The sequence below is a fragment of the Nonomuraea sp. NPDC049269 genome (assembly GCF_043197155.1).
Classification (GTDB): Bacteria; Actinomycetota; Actinomycetes; order Streptosporangiales; family Streptosporangiaceae; genus Nonomuraea.
Map to the genome: position 1 here is coordinate 196,821 of NZ_JBICSO010000009.1, position 15,803 is coordinate 212,623.

15 protein-coding genes are annotated in these 15,803 nt (G+C 71.2%); 10 read left to right on the forward strand and 5 right to left on the reverse strand.

The window, feature by feature from the left end; translation table 11 throughout:
* Positions 1–12: 12 nt before the first annotated feature.
* Positions 13–618, reverse strand: coding sequence for a DUF305 domain-containing protein (locus tag ACGFNP_RS44095; protein WP_393328943.1), 606 nt, complete (start codon positions 616–618; stop codon positions 13–15).
* Positions 619–1,061: 443 nt separating this feature from the next.
* Between ACGFNP_RS44095 and ACGFNP_RS44100 the strand changes: the two genes are divergently transcribed.
* The 3 genes from ACGFNP_RS44100 to ACGFNP_RS44110 all read left to right on the forward strand — a co-directional run bounded on the left by ACGFNP_RS44100 (position 1,062) and on the right by ACGFNP_RS44110 (position 2,994).
* The gene (locus ACGFNP_RS44100) at positions 1,062–1,436 is read left to right on the forward strand and encodes a BlaI/MecI/CopY family transcriptional regulator (RefSeq protein WP_358323790.1); all 375 of its coding nucleotides are present in this window, start codon (positions 1,062–1,064) and stop codon (positions 1,434–1,436) included.
* Positions 1,433–2,383, forward strand: coding sequence for a M56 family metallopeptidase (locus tag ACGFNP_RS44105; RefSeq protein ID WP_393328945.1), 951 nt, complete (start codon positions 1,433–1,435; stop codon positions 2,381–2,383). Before ACGFNP_RS44100 ends, ACGFNP_RS44105 begins: the two co-directional genes overlap by 4 nt.
* Positions 2,384–2,502: 119 nt before the next feature.
* On the forward strand, positions 2,503–2,994 hold the full coding sequence (locus tag ACGFNP_RS44110) for a DUF4396 domain-containing protein (protein ID WP_393328946.1): 492 nt from the start codon (positions 2,503–2,505) through the stop codon (positions 2,992–2,994).
* 69 nt (positions 2,995–3,063) lie between these two features.
* Here the strand turns inward: ACGFNP_RS44110 and ACGFNP_RS44115 are convergent, their stop codons facing one another.
* Both ACGFNP_RS44115 and ACGFNP_RS44120 read right to left on the reverse strand, forming a co-directional pair.
* On the reverse strand, positions 3,064–3,525 hold the full coding sequence (locus ACGFNP_RS44115; RefSeq protein WP_393328947.1) for a hypothetical protein: 462 nt from the start codon (positions 3,523–3,525) through the stop codon (positions 3,064–3,066).
* A 237-nt stretch (positions 3,526–3,762) separates the two neighbouring features.
* Positions 3,763–4,365, reverse strand: a complete 603-nt coding sequence (locus tag ACGFNP_RS44120) for a TetR/AcrR family transcriptional regulator (protein WP_358323801.1) — start codon at positions 4,363–4,365, stop codon at positions 3,763–3,765.
* Positions 4,366–4,469: 104 nt separating this feature from the next.
* On the opposite strand from ACGFNP_RS44120, the gene ACGFNP_RS44125 reads away from it, so the two are divergent.
* The gene (locus ACGFNP_RS44125) at positions 4,470–5,420 is read left to right on the forward strand and encodes an NAD-dependent epimerase/dehydratase family protein (protein ID WP_358323805.1); all 951 of its coding nucleotides are present in this window, start codon (positions 4,470–4,472) and stop codon (positions 5,418–5,420) included.
* Positions 5,421–5,522: 102 nt separating this feature from the next.
* On the opposite strand, the gene ACGFNP_RS44130 is transcribed toward ACGFNP_RS44125, so the two are convergent.
* Complete coding sequence (locus tag ACGFNP_RS44130) at positions 5,523–6,035, reverse strand: hypothetical protein (RefSeq protein WP_358323808.1); 513 nt, start codon at positions 6,033–6,035, stop codon at positions 5,523–5,525.
* Between the two features lie 185 nt (positions 6,036–6,220).
* Between ACGFNP_RS44130 and ACGFNP_RS44135 the strand changes: the two genes are divergently transcribed.
* Both ACGFNP_RS44135 and ACGFNP_RS44140 read left to right on the forward strand, forming a co-directional pair.
* Positions 6,221–9,697, forward strand: a complete 3,477-nt coding sequence (locus ACGFNP_RS44135; RefSeq protein WP_393328949.1) for a BTAD domain-containing putative transcriptional regulator — start codon at positions 6,221–6,223, stop codon at positions 9,695–9,697.
* A gap of 54 nt (positions 9,698–9,751) precedes the next feature.
* A complete protein-coding gene (locus ACGFNP_RS44140; RefSeq protein WP_393328951.1) occupies positions 9,752–10,960 on the forward strand; it encodes an FAD-dependent monooxygenase in 1,209 nt (402 codons plus the stop codon).
* On the opposite strand, the gene ACGFNP_RS44145 is transcribed toward ACGFNP_RS44140, so the two are convergent.
* Entirely contained in the window at positions 10,947–11,708 is a 762-nt protein-coding gene (locus tag ACGFNP_RS44145; RefSeq protein ID WP_393328953.1) for an IclR family transcriptional regulator, read from the reverse strand. The genes ACGFNP_RS44140 and ACGFNP_RS44145 overlap by 14 nt on opposite strands.
* A 102-nt stretch (positions 11,709–11,810) precedes the next feature.
* Here ACGFNP_RS44145 and mhpD point away from each other — a divergent pair, with 102 nt between their 5' ends.
* The 4 genes from mhpD to ACGFNP_RS44165 all read left to right on the forward strand — a co-directional run bounded on the left by mhpD (position 11,811) and on the right by ACGFNP_RS44165 (position 15,768).
* Positions 11,811–12,617, forward strand: a complete 807-nt coding sequence (mhpD, locus tag ACGFNP_RS44150; RefSeq protein WP_393328954.1) for a 2-keto-4-pentenoate hydratase — start codon at positions 11,811–11,813, stop codon at positions 12,615–12,617.
* Entirely contained in the window at positions 12,614–13,576 is a 963-nt protein-coding gene (locus ACGFNP_RS44155; RefSeq protein WP_358323822.1) for an acetaldehyde dehydrogenase (acetylating), read from the forward strand. The genes mhpD and ACGFNP_RS44155 overlap by 4 nt, the downstream gene beginning before the upstream one ends.
* On the forward strand, positions 13,573–14,598 hold the full coding sequence (dmpG, locus tag ACGFNP_RS44160; RefSeq protein WP_393328955.1) for a 4-hydroxy-2-oxovalerate aldolase: 1,026 nt from the start codon (positions 13,573–13,575) through the stop codon (positions 14,596–14,598). Before ACGFNP_RS44155 ends, dmpG begins: the two co-directional genes overlap by 4 nt.
* A 321-nt stretch (positions 14,599–14,919) precedes the next feature.
* Positions 14,920–15,768: an EamA family transporter gene (locus ACGFNP_RS44165; protein WP_358323828.1), complete on the forward strand. Its 849-nt coding sequence runs from the start codon at positions 14,920–14,922 to the stop codon at positions 15,766–15,768.
* Positions 15,769–15,803: the final 35 nt, after the last annotated feature.

Genomic DNA, 15,803 nt, shown 5'->3' on the forward strand with positions numbered 1-15,803 from the left:
CAGTTCCCTGGATCAGAGTCGGTCGAGGATCTTCTGCAGCTGCGCCACCTCAGCCTGCTGGGTGGTTTCGATCCTCTTGGCGAGCTCCTTCGCCTTCGGGTTGGAGCCGGCGGCCTGCTCGGTACGTCCCATTTCGATCGCGCCCTTGTGATGGGCGATCATCAGCTGGGCGAACAGCTTGTCGAAGGCCTTGCCCTTGGCCGCTTCGAGCTTCTTCATGTCCTCCTCGGACATGATGCCGGGCATGTCATGCCCCACACCGCCGGAGGGTACCGGCTTGCCCCACTCGGTCAGCCAGCCCTTCATGGTCTGGATCTCCGGATCCTGGGCGGACTTGATCTTCGCCGCGAGCTCCTCGATCTCCGCGTCGCTCGCGCGCATCAGCGCCAGGTCGGCCATCTCGACCGCCTGTTCGTGATGCGGGATCATCATCTGCGCGAACATCACATCCGCATCATTGAAGGTGGGCGACGGTTGCGCGCTGGGCGTGGTGGCGGCGGGCTCGGTGCTGCCCATACCGTCGTGTCCGGCCATGGACTCGCCGTTGCCCCCGCACGCGGTCAGCAGGGCGAGCGCGCCCGTGGCGATGATGAGCGGGATCTTGCGGTTGATACGCATGGTTGCTTGTTCTCTCTGTTGTCAGAACGGCCGGCCTTCGCGGACGACCTCGGGGCCCATCCGCGCGTCAACGGCCTATATGCGCAGCAGAGAGACATGCCAGGCGCAGGGAGGTGGGCTCCGGCGGCGGCCTGGCGACCTGCCGGACAGGTGAGAGAGGTCCGTCGATGCCGGTGCTTCCCCGCCTCGATCGAACCCAGGCGACCATCAGCACCAGGAGCAGAAAAGAGGTCAGCACCGCCAAGCACACGCCCAAGGAGAGAACGACGAGCAGGGAGCCACGCGCGACCCGCAACGCGAGGCCCTGCCGCAGAACTCCCACTGGCTCCCCTGGGGTGAACCGGAAACTGTCCGAGTCCCGCCAGCTTACTATGATGGGTCGTAGGTGCGGCGGCAAGCGCGCCGGTAGCATCAGGCGGACGACAGCCGGAGGAGATGGTCAGATGGTGCGCCGCCTGGGCGAGCTCGAGTCCACGATCATGGATCGTATGTGGGCCACCAACGCGCCCGCCTCGGTCAGGGACGTCCTGGAACATCTCCAGCAGGAACGCACCATCGCCTATACGACCGTGATGACCGTGATGGACAAGCTTCACACCAAGGGCCTGCTCAAGCGCGAACCTGTCGGCCGGGCCTACGTCTACGAGACGGTGTCCTCCAAGGAGGCCTACACCGCCGAGGTGATGCGCGACTCGCTGTCCAGGAGCGGAAACCGGGCGGCCACGCTGGTGCACTTCATCGAACGACTCACACCCGAAGAGGCGAACGCCCTGGATGCGGCACTCCAGGTCTACCCGCCGAAGGGACGCCGGTCATGATCGTGGCAGCGATCCTCGCGCTGTACTGCGTTTTCGCCGCTCTGGTTCTGCCGCGCTTCCTGAGGCGGGCCACCTGGGCGGACCGTGCGCCGCGACTGGCGATCGCGATGTGGCAGGCGGCGAGCATCTCGGTGGTCATCTCGGCGCTGCTGTCGGCGTTCGCCGTGGCCGTGCCCGCCTCGGTGGTGGGGCATGAGCTCGCCGAACTGTTCGAGGCCTGCGCCGCCCTGCTCGGCGACGGAGCGACGCTGAGCAGCACGAGCACGCGCGTGGGCCTCGCCGCCGCCGGGCTGCTCGTGGCGCGGGTGCTCTATACCGGCGGGGCGGTCCTGCTCGGCGCACGCCGGGAAAGGCTGCGGCACGCCGAGGCGCTCGCCCTGCTCGGACGGCACGACGGCGAACTGGGCGCGGTCGTGGTCGACTACGAGGAATGCCTGGCGTACTGCCTGCCCGGCAGGAACGGCAAGGCCGTCATCACCACCGGCGCGCTGCGGTCCCTGGCTCCCGAGCACGTCGCCGCCGTGCTCGCGCACGAGCAGGCCCACCTGCGCGGGCGGCATCATCTGGTCCTGGCCGGCACCGAGGCCCTGCTGCGGGCCTTTCCCGGTGTCCCGCTGTTCGTCCGCGCGCAAACCGAGATCGCCCGGCTGGTCGAACTGCTGGCCGACGACGTCGCGGCCAGTCGCCATCCACGCGTGCACATCGCCGCGGCCCTGGTCCGGCTCGCGACCGGCCGGGTTCCGGCCTTCGCCTTGGGCGCGGGCGGCCAGACGGCCCTGACCCGCGTCCGCCGGATGTTGAACCCGGAGGCGCCACTCGCCCGGCGGGAACGCCTGGCCGGGCGGGTCGCGGTCACGCTGCTGCTGGCGGGCCCTGCCATCTTGGCCGCCATCCCGGGCGTGAGCGCGTTCCTCGCCCACCACTGCCACTCCTTCTTCAACCTCTGAGCCCTATCTACGATAAGCAATAGTAGCAATCGGGCATCACCCGCCCCCTCTTGCTCATATACCCATGGGGGGTATAACTTCGAAGCAAGCCAGTTAAATCACGACCTTGGGAGTACCTCATGAGCGAGCAGCACCATCAGCACGAGGCGCATGAGCACGCCGCGCAACCCGGCAAGGTGTCGTGGTCGACGGCGGCGTCGGCGACCCTGCACTGCCTGACCGGGTGCGCCATCGGCGAGATCCTCGGCCTGGTGATCGCCACCGCACTTGGCTGGAGCACGGCCCCGTCGATCGCCGTGGCCGTGGTGCTCGCCTTCTTCTTCGGCTACCTGCTGACCCTGCTACCGCTCCGCCGAGCAGGGGTGAACTGGGGCACCGCGATCAAGCTGGCACTGGCCGCCGACACCGTGTCGATCATCGTGATGGAGATCGTGGACAACGGCGTGATGCTCGTCATCCCCGGCGCCATGAACGCCACACTGGCCTCCGGGCTGTTCTGGGGCGCCCTGGCACTGTCCCTGCTGGTCGCCTTCCTGGTCACCACTCCGATCAACAAGTGGATCATCGGCCGGGGCAAGGGCCATGCGGTGGTGCACGCCTACCACCACTGAGTCACCACGTCGACGCCGACGAGCCCCCGACCTGCATCGGAGGCTCGTACTGAACACCTCTCGATTACGCTAAGCGACGATGGTTATCGACACCACCGGTGTGGTGAAGGTCCGAGTCGTCCCCGTGCGCGGGTCGTACATCGTGACCCGGCCGCGCAGCGTGTCGATGCCGGAGTCAACGTTCAGCAGGCCTCCGGGACCCTCGGCGCGGGCGCCGACACTGTATCCAGCGTCTGGTGAAGCGCCCTGGACGAAGATGGGCGTGACGAACAGCGTTCTCAAGACCCCGCCGTCGTCGTCGAGCACTGTGGCGCTGACGGGGTCACCGATGGCGTCGATGATCGTCTGGGCGTCGTCTTGGCCGATGCGGTAGTCCAGGCCGATTTCGGCGGCATATCTACCGTTGCCGAGTGCGGTGATGGTGAGGCACACATTGGATTCGACCTGGCCGGAGCATGATTGCACCGCGGCGGAGGCGGGCAGAGCCGTGACCCCCATGGCGAGCAGGAGCGCCGCGATGGTGCCGAACACCTGCAGGAGGCGGAGTCTGGTCCGGCCTCGCTTTTCCGTGGAACCGACAGACATGTGTTCTCCATGCTTGGGCCGTCATAGAAGGACAGCCGGTCACCACTAAGGCGTGCCATCCCGTTCCATGCGGAACGGTGAAATGGAACGGCGCCCCCAGTAATCGTGCCGTCACGGGTGGCTCGGGCGGGTGGTCGGGCGGCACCACCACCACTCTCCGCGGTATTGGTGAACGCCCCGACGTCACGGCATGCCGGCGCGGTGGCCGCGGAAGGTGGCCTCCAGGGCGATGCGCCAGTGGCGGTCGGCCTGATCGCGGTCCGCCAGGGCGCCCTTTAGCTCCAGGCTCGCCAGTCCGTGCACCAGGGCGTTGAGGTGGACCGCGACATCGTAGGGGTTCGATGGGGCGAACCGCCCCGTATCGATGCACCGCGCGACGGCGCCTATCAGGGTGTCGAACGTCCCCTGGATCTGCGCCAGGGCCGCCTCGTCGGGCCGGAAGTCCGCGATGGGCCGTCCGAACATCAGCTCGTACAGGTGAGGGTTGGCCAGGGCGGCGGCCCGATAGGCGTATCCGAGGGCCATCAGATCGGCCTCTGGGTCGCCATCGCGCGGCACCGTGGCGAACTGCTGGGCGAGCCGGGCGAACCCTTCCAGGAACATCGCGCGCAGCAGGCCGGCCTTGTCGCCGAAGAGGTTGTACACGGCCGTGGTGGACGTACCGACCTCCTGGGCCACTCGTCTGGTGCTCAGCGCCTGCGGGCCTTCCTGAGCGAGCAGCCGCCCGGCTGCGTCCAGGAGGTCTCGGCGCAACTCGTCGTAGTCGCGGGTGCGTGGTCGGGCCATTTGACAATCATAGCGTAACGCTGTTTCATAACACCATTACGAAATCGCTTCGCTCCCCGCGGCCGATCACCCGGCTCTGGGGAGAACCACTTGAGGAGGCCGCTGTGCCCGCTGTATCCGACCTGCATGTCGTCCTCGGCGCCGGCGGCGCCGCGGGCAGCTCCGTGGTCCGCGAGCTCGTCTCCCAGGGACATCGCGTCCGCGCGGTCAACCGCAGCGGCCGGGTCCCGGCCCTGCCCGGTGTCGAGGTCCACCAAGGCGACATCACCACACCCGCCGGCGCCAAGGCCGCCTGTGACGGCGCCCACGTCGTCTACCACTGCGCCGCCCCCGCCTACGACCGGTGGGTGCAGGAGTTCCCCCACCTGACCGACACGGTGTGCCAGGGCGCGGCCGCCGCGGGGGCCAAACTGGTATTAGCTGACAACCTGTACATGTACGGCCCCGTCGACAGCCCCATGACCGAGGACATGCCGTATGCCGCCCGCAATCCCAAGGGCCGCGTCCGCGCCGAGATGGCCCAGGCGCTCCTGGAGGCACACCGCTCCGGTTCCCTGCGCGTCGCCATCGGCAGAGCCTCCGACTACTACGGCCCAGGCGGCGTCAACACCGTCGTCGGTGCGACAGTGTTCGCCGCCGCGCTCGACGGGAAGGTCGCCCGCTGGATGGGTCCGCTCGACCAGCCCCACTCGCTCAGCTACCTGCCCGACATCGCCAAAGGGCTGGTGATCCTCGGCAACGACGGGCGGGCCGACGGCCAGGCCTGGCACCTGCCGGCGGCACCGCCCGTGACCGGCAAGCAGTTCCTCGACCTGGTCTCCGCCGAGCTGGGCCGACCCGGCAAATCGGCAGCTCTCGGCCGCCCCATGCAACGCATCCTCGGGCTGGTGAATCCCACGGTCCGCGCCCTGGGCGAGACCTGGTACCAGCGCGACCGGCCCTTCGTGGCCGACACCTCGAAGTTCACCCGCGCCTTCGGCCCGTTCGTCGCGACACCGCATGCCGACGCCATCGCCGCCACCCTCGACTGGTACCGCGCGAACCTCACGCCATGAACGGCGGCAGCACGGCCGCATCGTGACCGCGCGAACTTCACGCGGCTGCGCGGCGGCGGCGTCGACCAGAACCTCGACAGTGCTGACGTCGCGGGAGAAGCATCAGCCGACGCCGAGGGCCTCGCGCAGCCCCGGGCTCGGCGGCGAGGCCTCGTCGGGGGAGCCGGGCGTGCGCCGCAGGAAACCGTCCACCACCTCGTAGTGCCCGATGCCGCGCAGCGGCGGCGAGTAGACGTGGATCGTGATCGCGCCCGCCTCGTGATCCATCCGGTGGATGCCGGTCCCGGGAAAGGAGAACGACTCCCCCGCTCCGTAGAACCCGACCCGCCGCGTGCCTTCGATCGGAAGGCCCTCGTTGGACACCCTGCCCGCCAGGACGTACACGCCGACCGCCGATCCGTCGTGGTCGTGGAAGCCGGTGTCGCGAGCCTCCCACCAGGTGTTGAGCCAGGCGATGGAGTGCTCGCCCGACCACAGCAACACATAACCTCCGGGCCCGCTCCGCGGCAGCGCGCCGATGTCGACGGACTCCGCGGCCTGACGGGCGAGCTCGGCGCACTCCTCCGGCGTGTACGCCCGGTGGGTGGCGGCGAGGGCGGCGAGATCGGCGCTCATAATTCCCACTTTCCCTACTAGGAAGATGCAGAAAAGCTAGCACGGGATCCCGCGAGGTGGAGTGAGATGCGACTGCCGATCACGCGTACGACCGGACCGACGTGCACGAGAGGGCCCGTGGCATAACCGCTGGTCGGCATAATTGTCGGCATGTGCGAAGCCGGGGGCTGTTGATGTGGTTCGGGGTGTTGGGACCAGTTGAGGCACGTCTGCCCGATGGGGGCCCGGTGGCGGTGGGCGGGCCGCAGGTGCGGTCACTGCTGGCGATGCTGTTGCTGGAGGCCGGCCGGGCAGTGAGCGTCGGCCGGCTGGCCGCGGGACTGTACGGCGAGGACGCGCACGCCGACGTAGCGCACGCGCTGCAGTCGCAGGTCTCCCGGCTGCGGCGAGGGCTGCGGGACGGAGCCGCGGTGGAGTTCGGATCGGCGGGCTACCGGCTCGCGGTCGGCCTCGACACGGTGGACGCGCACCGGTTCGCCCGGCTCGCCGGCCAGGGCAGGCAGGCGCTGGCCGGCGGGGACCCGGCGGCTGCCGCGGTGTTGCTGGGTGAGGCGTTGGACCTTTGGCGCGGACCGGCGCTCGCGGACGTCTTGGACGCGCCGTTCGCGGAGGCGGCGGCCGCCCGGCTGCTGGAGGAACGGCTGGCGGCGGTGGAGGACCGGGCCGAGGCCGCACTGGCCCTGGGCGAGCACCACGCGGTGGCCGCCGAACTGGCGGAACTGGTCGAGGCGCACCCGTTACGAGAACGGGCACGGGCGCTGCTGATGCGAGCCCTCTACGCCGGTGGCAGGCAGGCGGAAGCGCTCACCGTGTTCGAGGAGGCCCGCCGATTCCTGGGCGACGAGCTGGGCGTCGACCCGTCCGCCGAGCTGGCCGAGGCGCACCTGTCCATCCTGCGCGCGGAGCCGGCGGCCACCCCGGCGCTCCGGCGGGTGCCGGCCCAGCTCACCAGCTTCGTCGGACGGGCGGAGGAGCTCCGCCGGCTCGCGACGCTGCCGGCCGGGTCACGGCTGGTCACGCTGACCGGTCCGGGTGGCACCGGCAAGACCCGGCTGGCGGTGGAGGCGAGCGGCCGAATGTCCGGGGAGGTGTGCTTCGTCGACCTGGCCCCGTTGAGCGACGGGGCGCAGGTGGCGCCGGCCGTGGCCGCCGCGCTGGGTCTCCGCGAGTCGGGGCCGCCGGAGGATCGGCTCGTCGCGGCACTGGCCGACCGGCCGGTGCTGGTGATTCTGGACAACTGCGAGCACGTCGTCACGGGCGCGGCCGGGCTCGCGCACCGGCTTCTGGCCGCCTGCCCCGCGCTGCGGATCCTGGCCACCAGCCGGGAGGCGCTCGGCATCACCGGCGAGGTCCTGTTCCCGGTCGGGCAGCTGGCCGTGCCCGGACCCGACGCCACGCTCGCCGAAGCGCTGGCCGGTCCGGCGGTGCGCCTGTTCGCCGACCGGGCCGCCGCGGTACGGCACGGGTTCGTCGTGGACGCGGCCACGATCGGCGCGGTTCGGCGGATCTGCGCCGCCCTGGACGGGCTGCCTCTGGCCATCGAGCTGGCGGCGGCCCGGCTGCGCTCGTTCACCCTGGAGGAGGTGGACGCGCGGCTGGCCGACCGGTTCCGGCTGCTGTCCCGCGGCGAGCGCACCGCGGCGCCCCGGCATCAGACGCTGCGCGCGGTGGTCGACTGGAGCTGGGGGCTGCTCGACGCACGTGAACAGGCGCTCGCACGCCGGCTCACCGTGTTCGCCGGCGGCGCCACCCTGACGGACGCGGAGCAGGTCTGCGGCCTGGCCGGGCCGGTCGGGTACGACGATGTGGCCGGTGTGCTGGCCGGCCTGGTGGACAAGTCGCTGGTCGAGGCGCACGACGGCCGGTACCGGATGCTGGAGACGGTGCGCGAGTACTGCGCGGAGCGGCTCGCCGAGACCGGGGAGCGGGCGGAATGCCTGCGGGCGCACGCGGAGTGCTTCACCGCGCTGGCCGAAGCCGCCGACCACCACCTGCGAGGGCCCGACCAGCTGAACTGGCTCGCCCGGCTGGGCGCGGAGCACGGCAACCTGCTGGCCGCACTGGGCTGGGCCGTCACCGCCGACCCGCCGCTTGCGTCGCGGCTGCTCGCGGCCTTGTCCTGGTTCTGGTGGCTGCGGGGCCTGCGTGGCGAGGCCGCCCCGCTCGCCGCCCAGCTGCTCGGCGAGCTGGGTGATGGTTCCCCGGCCGAGGTGGCCGAGGTAGCCCAGGTAGCCCAGGCAACCGAGGTAACCAAATGGGCCGAGAGGACCGAGAGGACCGAGAGGACCGAGGTAGCCGAGGAGTACGCGTGCTGCGTGGTGACCGCCGCCGCGACCGGCAACGGCAGCGACGCCGGCTTGCGCGACCACCTGGACCGCGCCGCCGCCGGCCTCGCCGCGTACGATCGGCCGCTGCGGCGGCCCCACGTCGTGTTCCTGCTCGCGATGGCCGGACGCCTGGTCGACGTCGCCCCCGCGCGGCAGCACCGGCTGTTCGACACCGACCCGTGGTCACAGGCGTTCCTGCACATGGGCGACGGCCTGCGGTTGCTGCTCGGCGGGCAGACCTCAGCGGCCGAGGCTGAGCTCACGACCGCGCTGGCCGGTTTCCGGTCGACGGGTGATCGCTGGGCGATCGCGAACGCGCTGGACAAACTCGCCGGGATCGCGGCCTCGCGGGGTGAGCGGGCACGCTCGGTGGCGTGGATGGATGAGGCCATCATGCTCATCGAGGAGCTGGGTCGTACGGAGGACACCGCTGACTTGCTCACACGCCGCGCCGACCTCCTGGCCGAGGGCGCCGACCTCTCGGCCGAGGGCAGCCGGCTCCCGGCCGAGGGCAGCGGCCTCCCAGCCGAGGGCAGCGGGCTCCCGGCCGAGAGCGGCGGGCTCGCGGCCGAGAGCGGCGGGCTCGCGGCCGAGAGCGGCGGGCTCGCGGCCGAGAGCGGCGGGCTCGCGGCCGAGAGCGGCGGGCTCGCGGCTGCGCGAGCCGGCTACGAGCGGGCCGCCGAAGTCGCCCGCGCGGTCGGCGCGCCGGATCTGCTCGCCGATGCCCGCCGGGGGCTCGCCGACCTCGCGCGGCGATCCGGCGAATCGGGCACGGCCCGGCAGTTGTACGAGGCGGCGCTGGCCGACTGCGGGGATGCCTCGATCACCGGGCAGCGGATCCGGGCCCGTATCCTCACCGGGCTCGGCTGGACGGCCACCATGGACCGGGACGCCGCGCAGGCCCGCGCCCACCACCGGGCCGCGCTCGAGACGGCTGTACGCGGCGGGAACCTGCCGGCCGCCGCGGACGCGGTGGACGGTCTGGCCGGGGCCGCACTGCTGACCGGCGACGCAGAGCGGGCCGCGACACTCGTGGGCGCTGCGGCGTCACTGCGCGGGGTGGAGCTGACCGCCGACCACGAAGCGGCCTCCTCGACGGAGGTGGCCGAAGTGGCCGGAGCTGCTGAGGTGGCCGAGGTAGCCAGAGCGGCTGCGATGGCCGAGGTGGCCAGGGCGGAGGCGGCCGGAGCGGAGGCGGCCGGAATGGCTGTGGTGGCCGGGGTGGCTGTGGTGGCCGCCGCGGCTGAACGCGCGCTCGGGTCCGATCGGTACGTCGAGGCGCGGCGGCGAGGTCGCGGGATGACCGCCGAGGAGGTGCTCGGGCTGGCCGGTTAGTGACGGTGAGCGCGTGGTGAGCCCTCGGTAAGCGGGCCCGGCGACGCTACTGCCATGACACAGCATCTCGCGAACAAGACGGTCCTCATCGTTGGCGCCAGCGTGGCCGGTCCCGCCCTCGCGTACTGGTTGCACCGGTACGGCTTCACCCCCACCATCGTGGAACTGGCCCCGGCGCTGCGGGAAGGCGGCTACAAGGTCGACCTGCGCGGCGTCGCGATGGACGTCGTCGACCGGATGGGCCTCACCCCGGACATCACCCGATACAGCACCCGGATGCGTGGCGGGGCGTGGGTGAACGAGGCCGGCAAGCCGCTCGCGACCCTGGGCCCCGACCTCATCGGCCTGCGCTCCCCCGGCGACGACGAGGTGCTGCGCGGTGACCTGGCCCGCATCGTGTACGACGCGACCAAGCACGGCGTCGAGTACCTGTTCGGCGACTCCATCACCGGCCTCACCCAGAGCGACGACGGCGTGATGGTCACCTTCGAGCGCTCCGCGCCGCGGATGTTCGACCTCGTGATCGGCGCCGACGGGCTGCACTCGAACCTGCGGGCCCGGGTCTTCGGCGACGAGGCGAAGTTCGTGCGGCCGCTCGGCATGCACGCGTGCGTGTTCACCGTGCCCAACCACCTCGGCCTCGACCGCTGGGAGCTGATCTACGCGACGCCGGGCAAGGTCGTGAACCTCTACAGCACCCGCCAGTCCGCCGCCAAGGCCCAGTTCATCTTCCCCAGCCCCGCCGTACTGCCCGACCGTCGCGACGTCGCGGCACAGCGGCGCCTGGTCGCCGAGACCTTCGCCGGCGCCGGTTGGGAGAGCGCCACCCTGCTGGCCGCCATGCCGCACTCCCCCGACTTCTACTTCGACTCCGCGAGCCAGGTCCATCTGGACCGCTGGTCGGCCGGGCGGGTGGCGCTGGTCGGGGACGCCGCGCACAGCCCGTCCCCGCTGTCCGGGCAGGGCACCAGTCTCGCCCTCGTCGGCGCGTACGTGCTGGCCGGCGAGTTGAAGGCCGCAGGTGGCGACCACCGGGTGGCGTTCGCCCGCTATCAGGAGGAGATGCGGGGATATGTCGACGTGAACCTCAGCCTTGGCGAGAGCAACGCCAAGCAGATGGTGGCCGGCAGCACCCGCCAGATCCGGATGCAGACCACCATGATGCGGCTGGTCAGCCGCCTGCCCTGGAAGGACCTGGCTCTGCGGCCGATCCTGAAGCCGCTCAACGCCGCCGCGAACGCCATCACCCTCAAGAACTACTGAGTCGCCCCGAGCGCAGCAGGCGCGACAAACCCAGGGCCGCGGTGCGTACGGCGGGAGCGAGCTGAGCCGGACGGAACCGCGCGCGCGGCACGGCCACCGACAGAGCCGCCACCGCCACCTGTCCGTCGAAAACCGGCGCCGCGATGCAACTGACACCCATCGCCGCCTCCTGCTCCTCGTAGGCCAGGCCCGACACCTGGGCCTGTTCGATGGCGGTGCGCAAGCGCACCGGGTCGGTGATCGAGTGCGGGGTGAGCCGGGCCAGCGGCCCAGCGAGCACCTGCTCGGTCAACTCGGCATCCGAGAAGGCCAGCAGCGCCTTTCCGACCCCGGTACAGGTAAGAGGGAGTCGGCCGCCGATGCGGGAGGGCAGCGGCAGGACGTCGTGGCCATGGATCCGCTCGACGTACACCACCTCATGTCCCTCCCGGACCCCCAGGTGCACGGTCTCGCGGGTGGCCTCGAACAGATCCTGCAGGAACGGCAGCGCCGCCTCGCGCAGATCATGGCGGCGCGGCACCAGTGAGCCCAGTTCGAACAGGTTGCCGCCGAGCCGGTAGGTGTCCGCCTCCCGTTCCAGCAGGCCCAGGCGGACCAGATCCGCGCAGAGCCGGAACACCGTCGTCTTGGGCAGTGACGTACGAGCGGAAAGTTCTGTCAAGCGGAACGACCCGCCGTCCGGCCGGTAGCAGTCCAAGATCGATACCGCCTTGTCGAGCATATTTCCCGCAGCGCTGTTCCGTGTCACGGAACATATTTTGCCGCCCCACTGACCGGTCGCCTATATCTGGGGGCACCCGGGCGCCCCAAGTGCCCGGCTCCCCCACCTTTTCTGGAGGTACCCGCAGTCATGAGCCTGCCCGATGCCGTGGCCAAGGTGGCGACCCTCCTGGCGGAGGCCGCCCTCACCGGTGTGGCCCACCCCCCGGTCCGCGACCTGTTGCCGGAGGCGGACATCGAGGCCGCCTACGCCGTGCAGCGGCTGAACGTCGAGCGCGGCCTGGCCGCGGGCCGACGGCCGGTCGGCCGCAAGATCGGCCTCACCTCCCCCGCCGTGCAGCGCCAGCTCGGGGTGGGGCAGCCGGACTTCGGTGTGCTGTTCGCCGACATGGCCGTGGCTGAGAGCGGCCAGATCGCCGCCGGCCGGCTCCTGCAACCGAAGGTCGAAGCGGAGGTGGCCCTGGTCCTGAACGAGGACCTGCCGCACCGTGACCCCACCGTCGCCGACCTGCTGCGGGCCACGGCGTTCGCGCTGCCCGCGCTGGAGATCGTCGACAGCCGCATCGCGAACTGGGACATCACCATCGTCGACACCGTCGCCGACAACGCCTCCAGCGGCCTGTTCGTCCTGGGCGGCACCCCCGTGCCGCTGGACCGGGTCGACCTGCGCGGCGTACGGATGAGCATGACCAAGAACTGCCAGACCGTCTCGGAAGGGACCGGCGCCGACTGCCTGGGCGGCCCCCTCAACGCCGCCCTGTGGCTGGCCGCCACGCTGGCCAGCCTGGGCGACCCGCTGCGGGCCGGCGACATCGTCCTCACCGGTGCTCTCGGGCCGATGGCGGTCGCCGCGCCGGGAGACGAATTCGTGGCACGGATCGAGGGCCTCGGCACGGTCGGGGTCGGCTTCGCGGCCTCGGAAGGAGTGAAGGCATGACCACCGCCACTGAGCGGACCAAGGTCGCGGTCATCGGCTCGGGCAACATCGGCACCGACCTGATGATCAAGATTCTGCGGCTGTCCGGGTCCCTGGAGATGGGGGCGATGGTCGGCATCGACCCGGACTCCGACGGCCTGGCTCGCGCGCGCCGCATGAAGGTCGCCACCACCCACGAGGGTGTGGACGGTCTGCTGGCCCTGGACGAGTTCGCCGACGTCCGCATCGTCTTCGACGCCACCTCGGCGGGCGCCCATCGCCGCAACGACCAGGTGTTGCGCGCCGCCGGTCGTACGGTGATCGACCTGACGCCGGCCGCCATCGGCCCGTACGTCGTCCCCCCGGTCAACCTGGACGCGCACCTGGACGCCGACAACGTCAACATGGTCACCTGCGGCGGCCAGGCCACCATTCCCGTCGTCGCCGCCGTCGCCGCCGTGACCCCGGTGCACTACGGGGAGATCGTGGCCTCGATCTCGTCGCGCTCGGCCGGCCCCGGAACCCGCGCCAACATCGACGAGTTCACCGAGACCACCGCCGCGGCCATCGAGAAGGTCGGCGGCGCGGCCCGGGGCAAGGCGATCATCGTCCTCAACCCCGCCGAGCCGCCGCTGATCATGCGGGACACTGTGCACTGCCTGGTCGGCGAGTGCGACGACGCCGCGGTGACCGCCTCGGTGGAGGAGATGGTCGCCCGGGTGCAGGCCTATGTACCGGGCTACCGTCTCAAGCAGAAGGTGCAGTTCGACCGCGTCGCCGCCGACGACCCGCTGCGCGCGCTGCTGCCGGCCGGCAGCCGGTCCGGCGAGGCCGCGAAGGTGTCGGTGTTCCTCGAGGTCGAGGGCGCCGCCCACTACCTGCCCGCTTACGCCGGCAACCTCGACATCATGACCTCGGCGGCGCTGCGTACGGCAGAACGTATCGCCGCGCACCGCTTCACGGAGGTGATCTCCCGATGACCGCTGACCTGTACGTCCAGGACGTGACCCTCAGGGACGGCATGCACGCCGTCCGCCACCGCTACACCGTGGAGCAGGCCCGCACCATCGCCGCCGCCCTGGACGCCGCCGGGGTCGCCGCGATCGAGATCGCCCACGGCGACGGCCTGTCCGGCTCCAGCATCACCTACGGCGTCGGCGCGCACACCGACTGGGAGTGGATCGAGGCCGTCTGCGACGTCGTCCGCGATGCCGTGCCGACCACGCTGCTGCTGCCGGGCATCGGCACCCTGCACGATCTGAAGCAGGCTCACGCGCTCGGCATCCGCTCGGTACGCGTCGCCACCCACTGCACCGAGGCCGACATCTCCGCCCAGCACATCGCGGCCGCCCGCGACCTGGGCATGGACGTCGCCGGTTTCCTCATGATGTCCCACATGGCCGAACCGGCCGAGCTCGCCCGGCAGGCGAAGCTGATGGAGTCGTACGGCGCCGCCTGCGTGTACGTGACCGACTCCGGCGGCCGGCTGACGATGGACGGCGTGCGCGACCGGTTCCGCGCCTACCGTGACGTGCTCGACGACCGCACCGAGGTGGGCATCCACGCCCACCACAACCTCGCGCTGGGCGTCGCCAACACCGTGGTCGCCGTCGAGAACGGCGCCAGGCGCGTCGACGCCTCGCTGGCCGGGCAGGGCGCCGGTGCCGGCAACTGCCCGCTGGAGGCGTTCGTCGCGGTCGCCGACCTCATGGGCTGGAAACACGGGTGCGATCTGTTCGAGCTGATGGACGCGGCCGACGACGTGGTCCGCCCGCTGCAGGATCGGGACGTGCGGGTGGACAGGGAGACCCTCACGCTCGGCTACGCCGGGGTGTACTCCAGCTTCCTGCGCCACGCCGAGGCCGCCGCGGCCCGTTACGGCCTCGACACGCGGGCCGTTCTGGTGGAGGTCGGACGGCGCAAGATGGTCGGCGGCCAGGAAGACATGATCACCGACATCGCTCTCGACCTGGTCGCGGCCCGCGACGCCGCGACCGCCTGACTCTCGCCCCGCCCAGCGCCGACGTGGTCCCTGCCCATGTCGGCGCTGAGCAGTCAAGGGCTCGTGCGTCTCGGGACGTCCCGGTCGTGGCAGCGCGCCGAAAATCGGACCTGAATACCGGTCACAAATCGGTACTGTCTAGACATCCAATCCATCGGCAGCATGGGACTCGATAAAACTGCTGCGAAAGAGTGACGGACCATGGGACAGACCAGCGTGACCACCAGCCCATCCCCGCAGGCCCGCAGGCCGGCGCCGGTCAGCGGGGCGACCTGCCCCAACGCCTCCCGCCGCGCCCACCGCGTGGGCCGGTGACCGGCCATGCCAATGGCAATCCTGCTCGCGCTGGCCGCCGCGGCCCTGTACGGCGCTTCTGACTTCCTCGGCGGGCTCCTGTCGCGCCGAGCCCACTACGGCCTGGTCGGGCTCATCGGACAATGCGCCGCCGCGGTCGGCGGTCTGACCGCCGCACTCGCCGTCGGCACTCACCCCACCCCGAGCGCGATCGCATGGGGGATGGCCGCCGGAATCGGCGGCGCGATCGGCACGCTGGCCCTGTATCGCGGCCTGTCACGGGGACAGATGAACGTGGCCGGGCCGCTGTCGGCCGTCGGCGCGGCGGGCCTGCCCATTCCCGTCGACCTGCTGTCCGGCCACGAGTTCACGACGCTCGCCCTCCTCGGCCTCGGCCTGGCCATCCCCGGGATCTGGCTGGTCTCCACGCAGTCGGGCGGACGCGGCTCCGGTGGCGTCGGCCCGGGGCTGCTCGCCGGGCTGGGCTTCGCCGCGCTGTTCATCTGCCTCGACCGGGCCGGCGACGGAGCGGGCCTGTGGCCGGTGGCGGCGAGTCAGCTCAGCGCCGTCGTCGTCCTGGCCGCGGCTCTGGCGGTGTTCGCGCTGGCCGGCAGGCGGTCCGGAGCCGACAACGCGACCCACCGGAAACCGCCATGGGCCGCGCTCTGGACGGGAGTTCTGGGGGTCGGCGCCACGCTGATGTACTTCCTGGCCACCGGCCAGGGGACACTCGCCGTCTCGGCCGTCATCACCTCGCTCTACCCGGCCTTCACCGTCGCGCTGGCCACCGTCGTCCTGCGCGAGCGCACCAGCCCGGTGCACGCCGTGGGACTGCTCCTGTGCGCGGTCTCGGTCGGCGCCTTCGCCGCCGGATGACCGTAGTGGACAAGCGGGCGGCCGTTACCCTGCGA

Coding starts and splice junctions, on each gene's coding strand:
- ACGFNP_RS44095 (WP_393328943.1), bottom strand. CDS start 618: ATGCGTATCAACCGCAAGATCCCGCTCATCATCGCCACGGGCGCGCTC.
- ACGFNP_RS44100 (WP_358323790.1), top strand. CDS start 1,062: ATGGTGCGCCGCCTGGGCGAGCTCGAGTCCACGATCATGGATCGTATG.
- ACGFNP_RS44105 (WP_393328945.1), top strand. CDS start 1,433: ATGATCGTGGCAGCGATCCTCGCGCTGTACTGCGTTTTCGCCGCTCTG.
- ACGFNP_RS44110 (WP_393328946.1), top strand. CDS start 2,503: ATGAGCGAGCAGCACCATCAGCACGAGGCGCATGAGCACGCCGCGCAA.
- ACGFNP_RS44120 (WP_358323801.1), bottom strand. CDS start 4,365: ATGGCCCGACCACGCACCCGCGACTACGACGAGTTGCGCCGAGACCTC.
- ACGFNP_RS44130 (WP_358323808.1), bottom strand. CDS start 6,035: ATGAGCGCCGATCTCGCCGCCCTCGCCGCCACCCACCGGGCGTACACG.
- ACGFNP_RS44140 (WP_393328951.1), top strand. CDS start 9,752: ATGACACAGCATCTCGCGAACAAGACGGTCCTCATCGTTGGCGCCAGC.
- mhpD (WP_393328954.1), top strand. CDS start 11,811: ATGAGCCTGCCCGATGCCGTGGCCAAGGTGGCGACCCTCCTGGCGGAG.
- ACGFNP_RS44155 (WP_358323822.1), top strand. CDS start 12,614: ATGACCACCGCCACTGAGCGGACCAAGGTCGCGGTCATCGGCTCGGGC.
- dmpG (WP_393328955.1), top strand. CDS start 13,573: ATGACCGCTGACCTGTACGTCCAGGACGTGACCCTCAGGGACGGCATG.
- ACGFNP_RS44165 (WP_358323828.1), top strand. CDS start 14,920: ATGCCAATGGCAATCCTGCTCGCGCTGGCCGCCGCGGCCCTGTACGGC.